This window comes from Microvirga sp. Mcv34 (assembly GCF_024519725.1).
In the GTDB taxonomy this organism is placed as follows: Bacteria; Pseudomonadota; Alphaproteobacteria; order Rhizobiales; family Beijerinckiaceae; genus Microvirga.
The window spans coordinates 51448-68835 of sequence record NZ_JALJRK010000029.1 but is presented as its reverse complement, the minus strand read 5'-3'; the positions used below and the strand labels follow the sequence as shown (position 1 = coordinate 68835).

Annotated in this window: 16 protein-coding genes; 15 read left to right on the top strand and 1 reads right to left on the bottom strand. The window is 64.7% G+C overall.

All coding sequences use genetic code 11. The features are described from left to right. Positions 1 to 1941 (top strand): PAS domain-containing sensor histidine kinase (locus OC446_RS16395; protein WP_262030087.1); only part of this gene is annotated, 1941 nt, incomplete at its 5' end. Positions 1942 to 2369: 428 nt separating this feature from the next. Further along, positions 2370 to 2717 (top strand): hypothetical protein, encoded by a 348-nt coding sequence (locus tag OC446_RS16390; protein WP_262030086.1) that lies wholly within the window; start codon positions 2370 to 2372, stop codon positions 2715 to 2717. 128 nt (positions 2718 to 2845) lie between these two features. On the opposite strand, the gene OC446_RS16385 is transcribed toward OC446_RS16390, so the two are convergent. Continuing rightward, on the bottom strand, positions 2846 to 4078 hold the full coding sequence (locus OC446_RS16385) for an argininosuccinate synthase (protein ID WP_262030085.1): 1233 nt from the start codon (positions 4076 to 4078) through the stop codon (positions 2846 to 2848). A gap of 157 nt (positions 4079 to 4235) precedes the next feature. Between OC446_RS16385 and OC446_RS16380 the strand changes: the two genes are divergently transcribed. The 13 genes from OC446_RS16380 (at position 4236) to accD (ending at position 17383) form a co-directional block, all read left to right on the top strand. Next, on the top strand, positions 4236 to 4607 hold the full coding sequence (locus tag OC446_RS16380; protein WP_262030084.1) for a hypothetical protein: 372 nt from the start codon (positions 4236 to 4238) through the stop codon (positions 4605 to 4607). Positions 4608 to 4637: 30 nt separating this feature from the next. Then, positions 4638 to 5267 carry a 2-hydroxychromene-2-carboxylate isomerase gene (locus tag OC446_RS16375; RefSeq protein WP_262030083.1) on the top strand — a complete coding sequence of 210 codons (630 nt, stop codon included), beginning with the start codon at positions 4638 to 4640 and terminating at the stop codon, positions 5265 to 5267. Positions 5268 to 5443: 176 nt separating this feature from the next. Continuing rightward, positions 5444 to 6742 carry an MFS transporter gene (locus OC446_RS16370; protein ID WP_262030091.1) on the top strand — a complete coding sequence of 433 codons (1299 nt, stop codon included), beginning with the start codon at positions 5444 to 5446 and terminating at the stop codon, positions 6740 to 6742. A gap of 333 nt (positions 6743 to 7075) precedes the next feature. After that, positions 7076 to 8773, top strand: coding sequence for a 30S ribosomal protein S1 (gene rpsA / locus OC446_RS16365; RefSeq protein ID WP_262030082.1), 1698 nt, complete (start codon positions 7076 to 7078; stop codon positions 8771 to 8773). Between the two features lie 265 nt (positions 8774 to 9038). Further along, entirely contained in the window at positions 9039 to 10619 is a 1581-nt protein-coding gene (bchE, locus tag OC446_RS16360) for a magnesium-protoporphyrin IX monomethyl ester anaerobic oxidative cyclase (RefSeq protein ID WP_262030081.1), read from the top strand. Between the two features lie 156 nt (positions 10620 to 10775). After that, complete coding sequence (sppA, locus tag OC446_RS16355; protein WP_262030080.1) at positions 10776 to 11741, top strand: signal peptide peptidase SppA; 966 nt, start codon at positions 10776 to 10778, stop codon at positions 11739 to 11741. A 26-nt stretch (positions 11742 to 11767) separates the two neighbouring features. Further along, entirely contained in the window at positions 11768 to 12082 is a 315-nt protein-coding gene (gene ihfB, locus OC446_RS16350; RefSeq protein ID WP_009490463.1) for an integration host factor subunit beta, read from the top strand. Positions 12083 to 12099: 17 nt separating this feature from the next. Beyond that, on the top strand, positions 12100 to 12453 hold the full coding sequence (locus OC446_RS16345) for a LapA family protein (protein WP_262030079.1): 354 nt from the start codon (positions 12100 to 12102) through the stop codon (positions 12451 to 12453). A gap of 9 nt (positions 12454 to 12462) precedes the next feature. Further along, positions 12463 to 13407, top strand: coding sequence for an ornithine cyclodeaminase family protein (locus OC446_RS16340; protein ID WP_262030078.1), 945 nt, complete (start codon positions 12463 to 12465; stop codon positions 13405 to 13407). A 13-nt stretch (positions 13408 to 13420) separates the two neighbouring features. Further along, complete coding sequence (locus tag OC446_RS16335; RefSeq protein ID WP_262030077.1) at positions 13421 to 14083, top strand: phosphoribosylanthranilate isomerase; 663 nt, start codon at positions 13421 to 13423, stop codon at positions 14081 to 14083. Positions 14084 to 14144: 61 nt separating this feature from the next. Next, positions 14145 to 15365, top strand: a complete 1221-nt coding sequence (gene trpB, locus OC446_RS16330; protein WP_262030076.1) for a tryptophan synthase subunit beta — start codon at positions 14145 to 14147, stop codon at positions 15363 to 15365. A 110-nt stretch (positions 15366 to 15475) separates the two neighbouring features. Next, entirely contained in the window at positions 15476 to 16315 is an 840-nt protein-coding gene (gene trpA / locus OC446_RS16325) for a tryptophan synthase subunit alpha (RefSeq protein WP_262030075.1), read from the top strand. Positions 16316 to 16471: 156 nt separating this feature from the next. Further along, entirely contained in the window at positions 16472 to 17383 is a 912-nt protein-coding gene (accD, locus tag OC446_RS16320; RefSeq protein ID WP_262030074.1) for an acetyl-CoA carboxylase, carboxyltransferase subunit beta, read from the top strand. Positions 17384 to 17388 lie beyond the last annotated feature (5 nt).

The window sequence follows — 17388 nt, the reverse complement described above, 5'->3', positions numbered from 1 at the left end:
GTCTCACTCACCCGCAACGCAAGACAAAGCCATCCCGGACAGGCGGTCCCCATGAATGGTAAGTTCGCCCCGAGCCTCGATTTCCTGGGCGGGGGCGGTGAAATGGGTGCGCTCATGCGCGCTCACGATTGGTCCATGTCGCCGCTCGGTCGTCCGGAGGGCTGGCCGCAGAGCCTGCGGACCGTGGTGAGCCTGATGCTCAACTCGAAATTTCCCATGTTTATCGCCTGGGGGCCTCAACTGGCCTTCCTGTACAACGATGGCTACCGGCCCATCTTCGGCGCCAAGCACCCGCATGCTCTCGGACTTCCCTTCGTGGATGTCTGGTCGGAGATCTGGTCCGACATCGAACCCCTGGTGACGAAAGCGCTGGCCGGGGAGGCGACCTACCACGAGGACATGCACCTCGTGATGGAGCGCAACGGCTACCCGGAGGACACCTGGTACACATTCTCCTACTCGCCCGTCCATGACGAGTCGGGCGGCATCGGCGGCATGTTCTGTGCCTGCACGGAAACCACGCAGGAGGTGAAGTCCCGGGCTGCCCTGAAAGCGGAGCAGGACCGGCTTCGCGAACTCTTCCAGCAGGCTCCGGGCTTCATGGCGATGCTGAGGGGCCGCGATCATGTCTTCGAGCTGGCGAACGATGCCTATCTCCAGCTCGTGGGACACCGTCGGGACATCTTGGGACAATCCGTCAGGGACGTCCTGCCTGAGCTCGAAGGCCAGGGATTTTTCGAGCTGCTCGACAGGGTCTATACGACGGGTGAACCATTCGTCGGGCGCAGCCTCCTGGCCAGGCTTCAGCGGCAGCCCGGGAGCCCCGTCGAGGACCGTTTCCTGGACCTCGTCTACCAGCCGATCACGGACAGCGCCGGCCATGTCACCGGCATCTTCGCTGAGGGCTACGACGTCACGGAGCGGGTCCAGGCGGAGGAGAGCCTGCGCGAGAGCGAAGCACGATTCCGCAACCTCGCCGACAATGCTCCCGTCATGGTCTGGGTGACGGAGCAGGACGGAAGGTGCTCCTACCTGTCCCGCTCCTGGTATGACTTCACCGGACAGACGCCGGAGATCGGCTTGGGATTCGGCTGGCTGGACGCCGTCCATCCGGACGACCGCGAGTGGTCGGGCAGGGTGTTCAGGGAGGCCAACGCCAAGCGGGAAGCCTTCCGGCTGGAGTACCGGCTGCGCCGCGTGGACGGGACCTACCGGTGGGCGATCGATGCGGCTGCGCCACGCTTCAGCGAAGACGGCGCCTTCCTCGGCTATGTCGGCTCGGTGCTCGACATCACCGACCGCAAGCAGGTCGAGGAGCATCGCGAGCTCCTGATCAACGAGTTGAACCACCGGGTGAAGAACACGCTGGCCATCGTCCAGTCGATGGCGGCCCAAAGCCTGCGGCAGCTGGACGACGAGAGCCGGCACAAGTTTCAGGCGTTCGAGGATCGCCTGTTCGCCTTGGCCCGCGCCCACGACGTTCTCACGCGCGAGAACTGGGAAGCTGCCGAACTGCGAGAGATCATCGACGAGGTGGTCGAGCCCTATCTGCGGCAGAAGACGAAACATTTCGAGATCGAGGGCCCTCGCGTCCGTCTCATCCCCAGGACGGCTCTCGCCATCGCGATGGCCATCCACGAACTTGCGACGAATGCCGCGAAATACGGCGCGCTCTCCGTCCCGTCAGGATGCGTCGTCATCACCTGGACCCTCCTGCCGGGCGATGAGACGCGTCTGGTCTTGAGGTGGCAGGAGCAGAACGGCCCGCTCGTGGCCACACCGACCCGCCGGGGGTTCGGCACGCGGCTGATCGAGCGCAGCCTCGCGACCGATGTCGGCGGCGATGTTCAGTTGATCTACGCACCCACGGGAGTCGTGTGCGTGATGGACATTCCGTTGAATGATGAGAGCGATGCGCAGGAACGGGCTTCATCGCATTGAGCGGAAGGCGCGAGCCGGATGAAGCGCCGTCATGCCGAGCGTGAGATCGGACGTTCACGCTTGTCATCACCGGTCTTGTGCCGGTGATCCCGCTTGGAAAGCTGTAGCGGTCCACAGCATTGGAACGGCCATGACGCTGAGGGCGCTAAACGATTATTCGCGCAGACGAAGGCCATTGACCCCGCACCCCTGTTGCGTGTTACCTCGTCACCGGAGCCGGACGCATCCGGTTCTGGGGCGTGAGAACCCCGACCTGTAGCGGCCGGTATCGGCCGTGAACGATGCCTTCCCAACCTTACGGTCGGGGAGGCGATGGCGCATGTCCAGGGCGAAAGCCTAAAGGTCATCGCGGTCGTCTACAGGCGGCTTCTCAACTCCCCGGCCACCAGGACTCCTGGTGGTCGCTTCACCTCAAGGGAGTTGTTGCGATGGACCAGCCTTATTCTGCATGGGCCGATTGGCTCTCGAAGTTCCACACCTGGCCCGAAGCCATCCAAGGATTGTGGCTCGTCAGCGTGCCGCTGACCCTCATCGGCATCACATGGCTGCTCATGCGCGGCTTACGCGATGTCATTCCCGGGCTCTCCCGCCGGTGGCGTGGTCAGGGCGGGTGGCGCGGCCACCTGATCTATGGCGTCTACCAGGATCCGCAGGGCCGCTGGATGGTCTATTGGCACGACCGCCAGCCGCAGGAGGTCGACTGGACCAACCCGCCGCCCGAACTCATCGGGCGAGGCCAGGTGGTGCAGGGCGTGTTCCGCAGGCCGGAGGGGTGAGGGCGGTTCAACACCCTCCCACGTCATGGCCGGACTTGTTCCGGCCACCCACGTCTTCAAACGACCGCGCAGAAAAGGCGTGGATGGCCGTGTCGAGCACGGCCATGACGTGAGCTTTTGCAGTCCTCTTACAGCCCCAGCTTCTTCTTGCGCTGGGCGAGCGTGCGCAGGCGCAGGGCGTTGAGCTTGATGAAGCCGGCGGCGTCGCGGTGGTCGTAGGCGACGGCGCCTTCCTCGAAGGTGACGAGGTCCTGGTCGTAGAGCGTGTAGGGGCTCTGGCGGCCGATGAGGTGGACGCCGCCCTTGTAGAGCTTCAGGGTCACTTCGCCGGTGACGAATTCCTGCGACTTGTCGATCATCGCCTGAAGCATCTCGCGCTCGGGCGAGAACCAGAAGCCGTTATAGATGAGCTCGGCGTATTTCGGCATGAGCTCGTCCTTCAGGTGCGCCGCGCCGCGGTCGAGCGTGATCGACTCGATGCCGCGATGGGCGAGGGCGAGGATCGTGCCGCCGGGGGTCTCGTACATGCCGCGGCTCTTCATGCCGACGAAGCGGTTCTCCACCAGGTCGAGGCGGCCGATGCCGTTGATCTTGCCGAGTTCGTTGAGCTTCGCCAGCAGGTCGGCGGGGCCGAGCTTCTTGCCGTCGATGGCGACCGGGTCGCCCTTCTCGAAGGCGATCTTGATCACGGTCGGCTTGTCGGGCGCGCTCTCCGGGCCGTCGGTGCGGGAATAGACGTAGTCCGGCACCTCCACGGAGGGGTCCTCCAGCACCTTGCCCTCGGACGAGGCGTGCAGGAGGTTGGCGTCGACGGAGAACGGGGCCTCGCCGCGCTTGTCCTTGGCGATCGGGATCTGGTGCTGCTCGGCGAAGGCGATGAGCTGCTCGCGGGAGCGCAGGTCCCATTCGCGCCAGGGGGCGATCACGGTCACGTCGGGCTTCAGGGCGTAATAGGCGAGCTCGAAGCGCACCTGGTCGTTGCCCTTGCCGGTGGCCCCGTGGGCGACCGCGTCGGCGCCCACCTTCTCGGCGATCTCGATCTGCTTCTTGGCAATCAGCGGCCGGGCGATGGAGGTGCCGAGCAGGTACAGACCCTCGTATTGCGCGTTGGCGCGGAACATCGGGAACACGTAGTCGCGCACGAACTCGTCGCGCAGGTCCTCGATGAAGATGTTCTCCGGCTTGATGCCGAGCAGCTCGGCCTTCTTGCGCGCCGGCTCCAGCTCCTCGCCCTGGCCGAGATCGGCCGTGAAGGTTACGACCTCGCAGCCATAGGTGGTCTGCAGCCACTTGAGGATGATGGAGGTGTCGAGACCGCCGGAATAGGCGAGCACGACCTTGTTCACGCGCTTCTCAGCCATAGCAAGGGTTCCGTTGATAAGGGTGCCTGCGACTTAAAACGGAAGCGTTATGGGCGCAACCATTTGCTGGTCCGAAGTTTGTGTTTGACCATACGTAACTTTGATTCGTTTCCTCTTGGCCTGATAAGATGCTGACGATGCATTCAAGGAGATCGCCGTGAAGCTTGCAGGCTGGACGTTGGTTGGCTTGCTGGCAACAGCAGCCCATGCGCGCGATGAGCTGACGGTTCCCTTGATGATTGCGAGCAGTCCCCATGCTTTCGCAGGACGGACAGTTTCGGTTCTATGTTCGGTGACGAGGCTGGACTTGGGCACCTATGCCTGCCCCGCTGCCGATCAGATCGGCCGACATCTCGCGAACATCACGATCAAACTTGAGGAGATGAGCGAGGCCGACCAGCGTTACATCGTGAGCCGCTGCTCTGCCAAAAGCGCGGTTCAGCCATGCGATCTTGTGATTGTCGGAACAGTCGAAGTTTCGGAAAACGGGGCCTTATCGCTTTCCAGGCCTTGGTTGAAACTCTTCTAGAGGCCACTGCTCAGACCCTGTGAGACGCTCATGATCCGCCGGCCCAATCTCGAATTCTGGTACGAATTCGCCTCCACCTATTCCTATCTCGCCGCCATGCGCATCGAGAAGGCCGCGGCGGAGGCGGGCGTCGTGCTCCTGTGGCGGCCGTTCCTGCTCGGGCCCGTCTTCAAGGCGCAAGGCCTGGAGACCACGCCCTTCGCGCTCAATCCGTCCAAGGGCCGCTACATGTGGCGGGACATGGAGCGGGAGGCCGCCCGGCTCGGGCTGCCCTTCTACCGTCCCAAGACCTTCCCGCAGAACGGGCTCCTGGCGGCGCGCATCGCGCTCCTCGGGGTCGAGCCCGGCTGGACACCGGCCTTCACGAAAGCCGTCTATACGGCCGAGTTCGGCGAGGGCCGCGACATCGCCGATCCGGCCGAGCTGGCCGCGATCCTGACCGGGATGGGGTTCGAGGCCGAGGCCGTTCTCGCCAAGGCCCAAGGAGAGGCCAACAAGACGCGCCTGCGCCGGATGGGCGACGAGGTCCAGTCCCGCGGCCTCTTCGGCGCGCCCACCTTCTTCACCGAGGACGGGGAGATGTTCTGGGGCAACGACCGGCTCGAACAGGCTCTCAGTTGGGCGGTCGCCCAAGCCCGGCGCTCGGACTGGCCGGTTTGACCAAAGGGTCCAGTTTGACCCAAGGGCAGGGCAGTACTATGTCGGTTTCAAATCCATAAGGCCGCAGCGGGACGCCAATCGCTGCCGCCCCCTTCCGACAATCCTTCCATTTCGTTGCAAAGCCATGCCCTCCCTCGGTTCGGAGAGCGTGCCCCCGTTGGAAAACGAGTCGCATGATGTTGATGAAAAACAGTGTCGCCGACCAGAAAGGCCGCCTGAAGTCGATCCTCGGCGGATCGGCCGGCAATATGGTCGAGTGGTACGACTGGTACGTCTATTCCGCTTTCACCCTCTATTTCGCCCCCATCTTCTTTCCCAAGGGCGACCAGACCGCCCAGCTTCTGAACGCCGCCGCCGTCTTCGCGGTCGGGTTCCTCATGCGCCCCATCGGCGCCTGGATCATGGGCATCTATGCGGACCGCCGGGGCCGCAAGGCCGGCCTGACCCTGTCCGTGACGCTCATGTGCACGGGCTCGCTCATGATCGCCGTCACGCCGGGCTATGACAGCATCGGCGTGTTCGCCCCGATCGTCCTCGTCCTGGCGCGCCTGCTCCAGGGCATCAGCGTCGGCGGCGAGTACGGCGCCAGCGCCACTTACCTCAGCGAGATGGCGGGCAAGAGCCGCCGCGGCTTCTTCTCCAGCTTCCAGTACGTGACCCTGATCTCCGGCCAGCTCCTGGCTCTCGCCGTGCTGCTGGTCCTGCAGCAGGTCATGACCGAGCAGAACCTCGAAGCCTGGGGCTGGCGCATTCCCTTCGCCATCGGCGGCGTGCTCGCGGTGATCGTGTTCTACCTCCGCCGCGGCCTCGCCGAGACGGAATCCTATAAGAACGCCAACAAGGACGCGAAGGGGCCCCGCTCCAGCGGCCTCGCGCTCTTCACGAAGTACCCCCGCGAGGCCTTCACGGTGATCGCGCTGACCGCCGGCGGCACGCTGGCCTTCTACGCCTACACCACCTACCTGCAGAAGTTCCTGGTCAACACCTCGGGCTTCTCCCGCGAGGCGGCGAGCCAGATCACGGCGGCGGCCCTGTTCGTGTTCATGGTGATCCAGCCGGCGGCGGGCGCCCTGTCCGACAGGATCGGCCGCAAGCCCCTGATGGTCGGCTTCGGCGTGCTCGGCGTGCTGTTCACCTACCTGATCTTCTCGACGCTGGCCGGCACGAAGGATCCCACCACGGCCTTCGCCCTGTGCCTCGCGGCCCTGGTGATCGTCACCGGCTACACGTCGATCAACGCCGTGGTGAAGGCCGAGATGTTCCCGGCCCATATCCGGGCCCTGGGGGTGGCGCTTCCCTATGCCATCGCCAACACGGTCTTCGGCGGCACCGCCGAATACGTGGCGCTCTGGTTCAAGCAGGCCGGGATGGAATACGGTTTCTTCTGGTACGTGACCGTCATGGTCGGCCTGTCCCTCATCGTCTACCTGCGCATGAAGGACACCCGCCAGCACAGCCTGATCCACGAGGACTGAGCCGTCCCGAGCCTCCCCGCAGAGCGCCGGGGAGGCTCAAATCCTTGAAAGCCTTGTGGTCCGAGGCCATTTGGGATATTAGAACCTCCATCCGACAAGACATTGACGGTTATCGTTGCGTAAGGGTGCGTGTTCCGCGCCCTCGCGGTGTTCCGAAAAGTCCTGTCGGTACAAGCGTTTCCATCCGCTGATGATACGCCGGCCCGCTCGATGAGCGGCATGCCTCGGACATGGCCCTAGAAGGGGCGTCCTCAGGCAGCGGCGGCTGGAAACGGCCCGTTAACACGAGCCGCCGGCGTTGCCCCTTTAAACGAGGGCCATTCAGGAGAACCTATGTCTGCAGCTTTGCAACAGCCGAGCCGTGAAGATTTCGCGGCCCTGCTCGAAGAATCCTTCCGCACGAACGAGATCAGCGAAGGCTCGGTCGTGAAGGGCAAGGTGGTCGCGATCGAAAAGGACGTCGCGGTCATCGATATCGGCGCCAAGACCGAAGGTCGTGTCGCTCTTAAGGAATTTGCCGGCCCGAACCGCGACCAGACCGTGGTCGTCGGCGACGAGGTCGAGGTCTATGTCGAGCGCATCGAGAATGCGCTGGGCGAGGCCGTCATCTCCCGTGACAAGGCTCGCCGCGAAGAGTCGTGGGTGAAGCTCGAGAAGGCCTTCGAGGCCGGCGAGCGCGTCAACGGCACGATCTTCAACCAGGTGAAGGGCGGCTACACGGTCGACCTCGACGGCGCCGTGGCGTTCCTGCCCCGCTCGCAGGTCGACATCCGCCCGGTCCGCGACGTCACCCCGCTCATGGGCGTGGCTCAGCCGTTCCAGATCCTCAAGATGGACCGCCGCCGCGGCAACATCGTCGTGTCGCGCCGCACGGTTCTCGAAGAGAGCCGCGCCGAGCAGCGCTCCGAGCTCGTGGCCAACCTCGAAGAGGGTCAGGTCATCGACGGCGTGGTCAAGAACATCACCGAGTACGGTGCGTTCGTTGATCTCGGCGGCATCGATGGCCTGCTGCACGTCACCGACATGGCATGGCGCCGCGTCAACCATCCGTCCGAGGTCGTAACCATCGGCCAGACGGTGAAGGTGAAGATCATCAAGATCAACCACGAGACGCACCGCATCTCGCTGGGCATCAAGCAGCTGCTCGCCGATCCGTGGGAGGGCATCGCCGCCCGTTACCCCGTCGGCGCGAAGCTGAAGGGCCGCGTCACGAACATCACCGATTACGGCGCGTTCGTGGAGCTGGAGCCGGGCATCGAAGGCCTGATCCACGTGTCCGAGATGTCCTGGACCAAGAAGAACGTCCACCCCGGCAAGATCATCTCCACCTCGCAGGAGGTTGAGGTCGTGATTCTCGAGGTCGACCAGGTGAAGCGCCGCATCTCGCTCGGCCTGAAGCAGACGCTCCAGAACCCGTGGGAAGCCTTCGCCGAGAAGCACCCTGTCGGCTCCGAAGTCGAAGGCGAGGTCAAGAACAAGACCGAGTTCGGTCTGTTCATCGGTCTCGAGAACGACGTCGACGGCATGGTCCACCTCTCGGACCTCGACTGGAACCGTCCGGGCGAGCAGGTCATCGACGACTTCAAGAAGGGCGACGTCGTCCGCGCTCAGGTTCTCGACGTGGACGTCGAGAAGGAGCGCATCTCCCTTGGCATCAAGCAGCTTGCGGGCGACCCCTTCGCCGAAGCCGGCGAGATCAAGAAGGGCCAGATCGTCACCTGCGAGGTTCTCGAGGTGAAGGACGGCGGCCTGGAGGTGAAGATCGTCGACACCGACCTCACCACCTTCATCAAGCGCAACGAGCTCGCTCGTGACCGCGCCGACCAGCGCCCCGAGCGCTTCGCCGCCGGCGAGAAGCTCGATGCCCGCGTCACGCAGTTCGACCGCAAGGCCCGCCGCGTCACCGTCTCCATCAAGGCCCTCGAGGTCGCTGAGGAGAAGGAGGCCATGGCTCAGTACGGCTCGACCGATTCGGGTGCCTCGCTCGGCGACATCCTGGGCGCCGCCCTGAAGGCCAAGGACAAGAAGTAATCGGGTTCTGACTTTCAGAGTTCGATGGATCCCCGGGCTGAAAAGCCCGGGGATTTTTTTGGGCCGCGCGGTTCGGCGCGGGGGCTCATATCGGAGCCGTAAGAGCCGGCATTGCAACATCGTGCGGGCCCCAAGGGCCGCGTCGGCAAAAGTCGACCCACTTTCAGGTCTGATACTGTCGAGCAAGTCGATCTTGATTAAACGTAATAAAGTTCTAGGATTCTGTCCGGATCGCAGGCCGATCCTGTAGATCCTGGTTCCCGGCATGCAGATCGTGCTCGTCAATGTTCCCCACCCATCCATTGGCAGCCGGATTCCGGACGATCATCTCCCGCCGTTGGGCCTCCTCTCTGTCGGCGGGCCGCTGATCGACGACGGCCACGAGGTTCATCTGGTCGATGGGGAGTTCGGCCCGATGCCACTAGAGGCCATCGTCCGAGAGGTGGTTGGCCTAAGCCCGGACATCGTCATGTTCGGCCATTCCGGTTCCACTTCCGGCCACCCGATCATCAGTGCCGTGGCTCGCGCTGTTGCCGGTCAGCTGCCGCATGCCCGCATCGTCTATGGCGGCGTCTATCCCACCTATCACTGGCGCGAAATCCTCGCGGAAGAGCCTTATGTCGATACCATTGTGCGCGGCGAAGGCGAGGAAACGACGCGCCGGCTCGTGGCTGCTTTCCAGAATGGGAGTCGCCTTTCGGATGTACAGGGTATTGCTTACCGGACGGGAGAAGGCCCGAAAGCCACGGCACCCGCACCCGTCATCCAAGACCTCGACGCCTACCGCGTCGGATGGGAACTCATCGACCACGCCCGCTATAGCTACTGGGGTGGCTTGCGTGCCGTCGTGGTGCAATTCTCGCGCGGATGCCCGCATCTGTGCAATTACTGCGGACAGCGCGGTTTCTGGACCCGCTGGCGCCATCGCGATCCGGTGAAATTCGCCCAGGAACTTGCTCGCCTCCACCGCGAGCACGGCGTCAAGGTCATCAACTTTGCCGACGAGAACCCGACCGTTTCCAAGAAGTCGTGGAGAGTTTTTCTAGAGGCCCTGATCGCGGAAAACGTCGACCTGATCCTTGTTGGATCGACCCGTGCCGACGACATCGTGCGCGACGCCGATATTCTGCATCTCTACAAGAAGGCAGGTTGGCAGCGTTTTCTCCTGGGGCTGGAGAATACCGACGCGAAGACCCTCGAAATGATCCGCAAGGGTGGTGCGACAGCCACGGATCGTGAAGCGATCCGCCTGCTGCGCCAGCACGGTATTCTTTCCATGGCGACCTGGGTCGTAGGCTTCGAGGAGGAGACGGATCGAGATCACTGGCGAGGTTTGCGCCAGCTGCTTTCCTATGATCCCGATCAGATCCAGATGCTCTATGTCACGCCGCATCGGTGGACCCCGTACTTCCGTCTGGCCGCCGGCCGGATCGTCATCCAGACCGACCGCCGGAAATGGGACTACAAGCATCAGGTCCTGGCCACGCGCTACATGCCGCCATGGCGGGTCCTGTTATGGTTCAAACTCACGGAGCTCGTTGTTCAGATGCGCCCCAAAGCGCTCTACAGGATCTTATTTCAGCCGGACAAAGGTCTTCGGCACGCGATGCGATGGTACACGCAGATGGGGCGGCGCGTATGGTTCCATGAGGTCTTCGGCTTCATTCGTGATCCGCTCCTGCGGAACGGCCCGAGCGTCGCCGAGTTTTGGGGAGAGCCGCAGGATGCCGAAGAGGAAGCCTCAGTCGCGATCTCCGGAAGGTCCACGACACGAGGGCCAAAGGCTGCTGTCGGGTCCACCCGGCGCGAGCCGATGGATCGAGGTCTGACGAGAACGGCCACGTAGGTTTTTCCTTGGCCGGCTGTCCTCCCGCCCTATCTGCTTGCGAACGGGCGCCTTTTCAGCGGTTGCGGATTCATGACCGCAGCCTAGAAAAAGCATCCAAACCGCTCTAGGGTGCAGCCCTCCTCATCCGATCCGGAACCAGCAAGAGACCAATCGATGTCCATCGATGCCGAAGCCATCGCCGACCGCCGCCGTCTGCGCCGCAAGCTTTCCTTCTGGCGGGTCGCGGGATTCCTGGGCCTCATCGCGGCCGTGGCCGCGCTGGGCTATGCCGCCGCCGACCGGGCCGGATACGGGGCGATCCAGAACCAGATCGCCCGCATCTCCGTCGACGGCGTGATCACCGGCAACCAGCGCCTCGCCGACCTGATGCAGCGGGTCGGCGAATCGAGCGCGGTCTCCGGTGTGGTGATCTCCATCAACAGCCCCGGCGGCACCACGACCGGCTCCGAGGAGCTCTACCGCAACATCCGCCGCCTCGCCGACAAGAAGCCCGTCGTCACCTTCGTCGACGGCACGGCCGCGTCGGGCGGCTACATCACGGCCATCGCGACCGATTACATCGTCGCGCGCGAGACCTCCATCGTGGGCTCCATCGGCGTGCTCTTCCAATATCCCGACCTGTCGGGCCTCATGAGCCAGGTCGGCGTGAAGCTGGAGGAGGTGAAGTCCACGCCGCTCAAGGCAGAGCCCAGCCCCTTCAAGCCTACATCGCCAGAAGCCCGCGCGGCCATGCAGGCGGTGGTCAACGACACCTATGACTGGTTCAAGACCCTGGTGCGCGAGCGCCGCCGCCTCAGCGAGAGCGAGCTGGCCGCCGCATCCACCGGCCAGGTGTTCAGCGGCCGTCAGGGCGTGCCCATGAAGCTCGTCGACAGGATCGGCGCGGAGCGCGATGCTGTCGCCTGGCTGGAGCAGAACAAGGGCGTGGCCAAGGACCTGCCGATTCGGGACTGGAAGCCGAAGAGCGACCGGGACCTGTCCCTCTTCGCCATGGGCGCGACCGTGGCCGACCTCTTCGGCTTCGACCGGGTGGCGGACGGCTTGCGCCGCGCATCGTCCCATGCGGAGATCGCGCAACTTGACGGCCTTCTGGCGGTCTGGCAACCTTCGGAAAAATAAAGCAACGTCAAAGATATAGCCAATCCATGATCAAATCCGAACTGGTGCTCAAGATCGCCGAGCAGAACCCGCATCTCTACCAGCGCGATGTGGAGAAGATCGTGAACGCGATTCTCGATACGATCGGCGATGCCCTTGCCAGGGGCGACCGGGTCGAGCTGCGCGGCTTCGGCGCGTTCTCGGTGAAGAAGCGTGACGCCCGCACGGGTCGCAACCCGCGCACGGGCGAAGCCGTTTCCATCTCCGAAAAGGTCGTCCCCGTCTTCAAGACGGGCAAGGAAATGCGTCAGCGGCTCAATGCTCCGGCTCCCAAGGTGCTCAAGGCCGCGGCCGCCCAGTGATTGCTTGAGAGGTGTTCGTGATTCGCTTTCTGAAGGCGCTCATTCTTCTGCCGGTGGCCATCCTGGTCGTTCTGCTCGCGGTGGCGAACCGCGCGCCGGTGACTCTGTCGCTCGATCCGTTCTCCCAGGACGCGCCGGAATTCGCCACCCAGCTGCCGCTCTTCGCCGTGATCTTCGCGGCCGTCATGCTCGGTGTGATCATCGGCGGCACGGCGAGCTGGCTCGCGCAGGGCAAGCACCGCAAGTCGCGCCGCCAGCTGCGGCGCGAGACGCGCGAGCTGCGCTACGAGACCGAGCGCCTCAAGACGCAGAACCCTCCGGCCACCACCCTGCCGGCGACCCTGTCCTCGTCTCCCAGCCCCAGGTTCTGAAATCCTCCCATGCGTGTCGTGACATCTGCCGAGATCGATCGGGTTCTCACCTTTCCGGCCCTGATCGATGCCCTGGCTGAGGCCTTTCGCGGCGACATGGTCACGCCGGTGCGCCACCACCACGAGATCGAGCGCGCCGGCGCCCATGGCACGCTCCTGCTCATGCCGTCCTGGACCGGTCCCGCCACGCAGGACGGCTTCATCGGCGTCAAGGTCGTGTCCGTCTTCCCGGAGAACGGCGCCAGGAACCTTCCGAGCGTCATGGGCTCCTACCTGCTGATGGACGGCACCACGGGACAGCCCGTGTCGGTTCTCGACGGCACACGCCTGACCGTGTGGCGCACGGCGGCCGCATCGGCTCTGGCGGCCCGATACCTGGCGCGCCAGGATGCGAGCCGCATGGTCATGGTCGGGGCCGGATCCCTCGCGCCCTTCCTCATCCGCGCCCATATGAGCCAGCGGCCGATCCGCGAGGTGGCGCTCTGGAACCATAACGGCGCCAGGGCCGAGGCGCTCGCGGCCGAGCTGCAGCGGGAAGGCCTGCCCGTCACCGCCGTGACGGACCTGGAGACGGCCGTGCGCGAGGCGGATCTCGTCTCCTGCGCGACCCTGTCGACGGCCCCGATCGTCCGAGGCGCGTGGCTGAAGCCGGGAGCGCATCTCGACCTCGTCGGCGCCTTCAATCTCCGGATGCGCGAGGCGGACGATGAGGCCCTGCTGCGTTCCCAAGTCTATATCGACACGCCCGCCGCCCAGACGGAAGGCGGAGACGTGGCCGTGTCGCTCCAGAGCGGCGCGATGGCCGAGAGCCATATCCGGGGCACCCTAGCGGACCTGTGCCGGAGCGCCCCCGGCCGCGAGGCCGCGTCGATCACGGCCTTCAAGTCGGTCGGTGCGGCATTGGAGGACCTGGCTGCGGCGATGCTGGTGTGGCGCTCGCTCGCAAAAGCGTAGTAAAGTAGCCCTTATGGATAACCTGATCAAAATCTGCGGGCTCTCGACGCCCGAGACCCTCGATGCGGCCTTAAGCGCAGGCGCGGACATGGTCGGTTTCGTGCGTTTTCCCAAGAGCCCCCGTCACGTCAGCCTCGATCTCGGCCACAAGCTCTCCCTGCAGGCACGGGGCCGCGCCCAGCGCGTGGTGCTCCTGGTCAATCCGGGCGACGAGGATGTCGCGCAGGCCATCGAGGCACTCAACCCTGACCTGATCCAGCTGCATGGAAGCGAGACTCCCGAGCGCGTCGCCGAAATCCGCTCCATGGTCAGACGCCCGGTCATGAAGGCGCTGGGCATCGCCGATGCCTCCGATCTGCAGGCGCTGCAACCCTATGCGGGCGGCGTCGACCGCATCCTGCTCGATGCCAAGCCGCCCCGCACGGCGGGTGCACTGCCCGGCGGCAACGGGATCGCTTTCGACTGGCGGCTCCTGAACGGCCTTGACCGCAAGGTTTCCTTCATGTTGTCAGGGGGCCTCGACCCCGACAACGTGGCGGAGGCGATCCGGCTGACGAAGCCGCAGGCCGTCGACGTGTCGTCCGGGGTGGAAAGCGGGCCGGGCCTCAAGGATCCGGCACGGATCGAAGCCTTCATCAGGGCCGCCCGGACAGCATTCGCGGCTGCCCATCACTAAATTCAAGACGCGCGTCCTTCTCCCAGGGCGTGCCTTCAAGATCTTCAAGGCAGGACAGGCCGTGTCAGCTCAAGCCCAACCCAATTCCTTCCGCACCGGACCCGACGAGCGCGGGCATTTCGGCCAGTTCGGCGGCCGCTTCGTCGCCGAGACCCTGATGCCGAACATCCTCGAGCTGGAAAAGGCCTACGAGGAAGCCAGGAACGACCCGGCCTTCCACGCCGACATGGAGTATTTCTCCAAGCATTACATCGGCCGTCCCAGCCCGCTCTATTTCGCCGAGCGCATGACCGAGCATCTCGGCGGCGCGAAGATCTACTTCAAGCGTGAAGAGCTGAACCATACCGGCGCCCACAAGGTGAACAACGTGCTGGGCCAGATCCTTCTCGCCCGCCGCATGGGCAAGAAGCGCATCATCGCCGAGACCGGCGCGGGCCAGCACGGGGTCGCCACCGCGACGCTCTGTGCGCGCTTCGGCCTCGATTGCGTGGTCTATATGGGCGCCGTCGACGTAGAGCGGCAGAAGCCCAACGTGTTCCGCATGAACATGCTCGGCGCCAAGGTCGTGCCGGTGCAATCCGGCACGAAGACCCTCAAGGACGCCATGAACGAGGCCCTGCGCGACTGGGTCACCAACGTGTCCGACACCTTCTACTGCATCGGCACGGTGGCCGGTCCGCATCCCTATCCGGCCATGGTGCGCGACTTCCAGTGCGTGATCGGCAACGAGACCCGCGAGCAGATGATGCAAGCGGAAGGCCGCCTGCCGGATTCGCTCGTCGCCTGCATCGGCGGTGGCTCCAACGCCATCGGGCTGTTCCACCCGTTCCTCGACGATAAAGACGTCGAGATCTACGGCGTGGAGGCGGCGGGCCACGGCCTCTCCGGCCTTCATGCAGCATCCCTGACGGGCGGCCGTCCCGGCGTTCTTCACGGCAATCGCACCTATCTCCTGATGAACCAGGACGGGCAGATCGCCGATGCCCATTCCATCTCGGCCGGTCTCGATTATCCGGGCATCGGTCCCGAGCATGCCTGGCTGCACGAAATGGGCCGCGTGCAGTACATCTCCGCCACCGACGAGGAGGCGCTGGAGGCCTTCCAGCTGTGCTCGCGCCTCGAGGGCATCCTGCCCGCCCTGGAGCCCAGCCACGCGCTGGCCAAGGTGATGGAACTGGCCCCGCAGAAGCCGAAGGACCACCTGATGGTGGTCAATATCAGCGGCCGCGGCGACAAGGACCTGTTCCAGATCGCCGAGCACCTGGGCAACCAGATCGTTTGAGAACAGCCTTGGCATGAAGCGCAACCGACCCCCTCCCCACAAGGGGGAGGGGACATGCGGCGCTCTTCACATATTTCGCCCCGCCTCCTTCTCATGCTAAAGACCCGCCCATGACACAGCGCATCGAAGCCCGTTTCCAGAAGTGCCGCGCGGAAGGCCGCGCCGCTCTCGTCACCTATGTGATGGCCGGAGATCCGGATCCCGAGACCTCCCTGGAGATCCTGAAGAGCCTGCCGAAGGCCGGCGCGGACATCGTCGAGTTCGGGCTGCCCTTCACCGATCCCATGGCCGACGGGCCGGCCATCCAGGCGGCGGGCCTGCGCGCCCTGAAGGTGGGTCAGGATACGGTCAAGACCCTCGACCTCATCCGCCGCTTCCGGGCCGAGGACCAGGACACGCCCGTGATCCTCATGGGCTATTTCAATCCGATCTTCGTCTACGGCGTCGACCGCTTCCTGGCTGACGCTAGGCAAGCCGGCGTCGATGGACTGATCGTGGTCGACCTGCCGCCGGAAGAGGACGACGAGCTGTGCCTGCCGGCCCTCAAGGCCGGCCTCGCCTTCATCCGCCTCGCCACGCCGACCACGGACGACAAGCGCCTGCCGGCCGTTCTCGCGAACACGGCGGGCTTCGTCTATTACGTGTCGATCACCGGCATCACGGGTGCCGCGACCCCCGATTTCGGCAAGGTCGCGACGGCGGTGGAGCGGATCAAGCGCCACACGCCCCTGCCGGTGGTGGTGGGCTTCGGCGTCAAGAGCGGCGCCCATGCGGCCGCCGTGGCCCAAGGCGCCGACGGCGTGGTGGTGGGCTCGGCCCTCATCGACGCCCTGAAGGGCACGCTCGATGCCCAGGATCGCGCAACGGCAGGCTCTGTCGAGGCGGTCACGAAGCTGGTGAAGGAATTGAGCGAGGGCGTGCGCTCGGTGGCAAAACGGGCGGCGGCCTAATACATAGAACAAAGTCCCTCCTCGCGGAGCAGCGAAGCTGCGTCTCGAAGATGGGGCCAGAGAGCGCGGGATGCGCCCTGATCCTTCGAGACGGTCACTGACGTGACCTCCTCAGGATTCGGGCTTCCGGGTGCTCCTCACGGAGAAGGATTAGCGATGAACTGGATTTCCGAAGTCGTCCGTCCGAAGATCAAGACGCTCTTCAAGCGCGAGACGCCGGACAATCTCTGGATCAAGTGCCCGGAGACCGGACAGGTCGTATTTCACAAGGACGTGGAGGCGAACCAGTGGGTGATCCCCGGCTCCAACCACCACATGCGGATTTCCGCCACCCAGCGCCTCCAGCTCATGTTCGATGGCGCCACCTGGCTCGACGTAGCCCTGCCGGAAGTGGCTGTCGACCCGCTGAAATTCCGTGACGAGAAGCGCTATATCGACCGCCTGAAGGACGCCCGCACCAAGACCGGCCAGCAGGATGCGTTCAAGGTCGGCTTCGGCCGGGTCGCGGACCTGCCGATGACCATCGCGGTGCAGGATTTCGGCTTCATGGGCGGCTCCCTCGGCATGGCGGCCGGCGAGGCCTTCATCAAGGGCGCCGAGACGGCGCTCGACAAGAAGACGCCTTTCGTGCTCTTCGCCGGTTCCGGCGGCGCCCGCATGCAGGAGGGCATCCTGTCCCTCATGCAGATGCCCCGCACCACGGTGGCGATCCGCCGCCTGCGCGAAGCGAAGCTGCCCTACATCGTCGTGCTCACCAACCCGACCACGGGCGGCGTGACGGCTTCCTATGCGATGCTTGGCGACGTGCATCTGGCCGAGCCCGGCGCGCTCATCGGCTTCGCCGGTCCGCGCGTCATCGAGCAGACCATCCGCGAAAAGCTTCCCGACGGCTTCCAGCGCTCCGAATACCTGAAGGAGCACGGCATGGTGGACGCCGTCGTGCATCGCCACGACCTGAAGGAGACGGTCGCCCGCCTGTCGCGCCTCTTCACCAAGGCACCGGCCGTGAGCGCCGTCGCTAAACCTGTTCCGGCAAATGCCGAGATCACAGCCGCGGCTGCCGAGTAAGCGAG

Coding starts and splice junctions, on each gene's coding strand:
- OC446_RS16390 (WP_262030086.1), top strand. CDS start 2,370: ATGGACCAGCCTTATTCTGCATGGGCCGATTGGCTCTCGAAGTTCCAC.
- OC446_RS16385 (WP_262030085.1), bottom strand. CDS start 4,078: ATGGCTGAGAAGCGCGTGAACAAGGTCGTGCTCGCCTATTCCGGCGGT.
- OC446_RS16375 (WP_262030083.1), top strand. CDS start 4,638: ATGATCCGCCGGCCCAATCTCGAATTCTGGTACGAATTCGCCTCCACC.
- OC446_RS16370 (WP_262030091.1), top strand. CDS start 5,444: ATGTTGATGAAAAACAGTGTCGCCGACCAGAAAGGCCGCCTGAAGTCG.
- rpsA (WP_262030082.1), top strand. CDS start 7,076: ATGTCTGCAGCTTTGCAACAGCCGAGCCGTGAAGATTTCGCGGCCCTG.
- bchE (WP_262030081.1), top strand. CDS start 9,039: ATGCAGATCGTGCTCGTCAATGTTCCCCACCCATCCATTGGCAGCCGG.
- sppA (WP_262030080.1), top strand. CDS start 10,776: ATGTCCATCGATGCCGAAGCCATCGCCGACCGCCGCCGTCTGCGCCGC.
- ihfB (WP_009490463.1), top strand. CDS start 11,768: ATGATCAAATCCGAACTGGTGCTCAAGATCGCCGAGCAGAACCCGCAT.
- OC446_RS16340 (WP_262030078.1), top strand. CDS start 12,463: ATGCGTGTCGTGACATCTGCCGAGATCGATCGGGTTCTCACCTTTCCG.
- OC446_RS16335 (WP_262030077.1), top strand. CDS start 13,421: ATGGATAACCTGATCAAAATCTGCGGGCTCTCGACGCCCGAGACCCTC.
- trpA (WP_262030075.1), top strand. CDS start 15,476: ATGACACAGCGCATCGAAGCCCGTTTCCAGAAGTGCCGCGCGGAAGGC.
- accD (WP_262030074.1), top strand. CDS start 16,472: ATGAACTGGATTTCCGAAGTCGTCCGTCCGAAGATCAAGACGCTCTTC.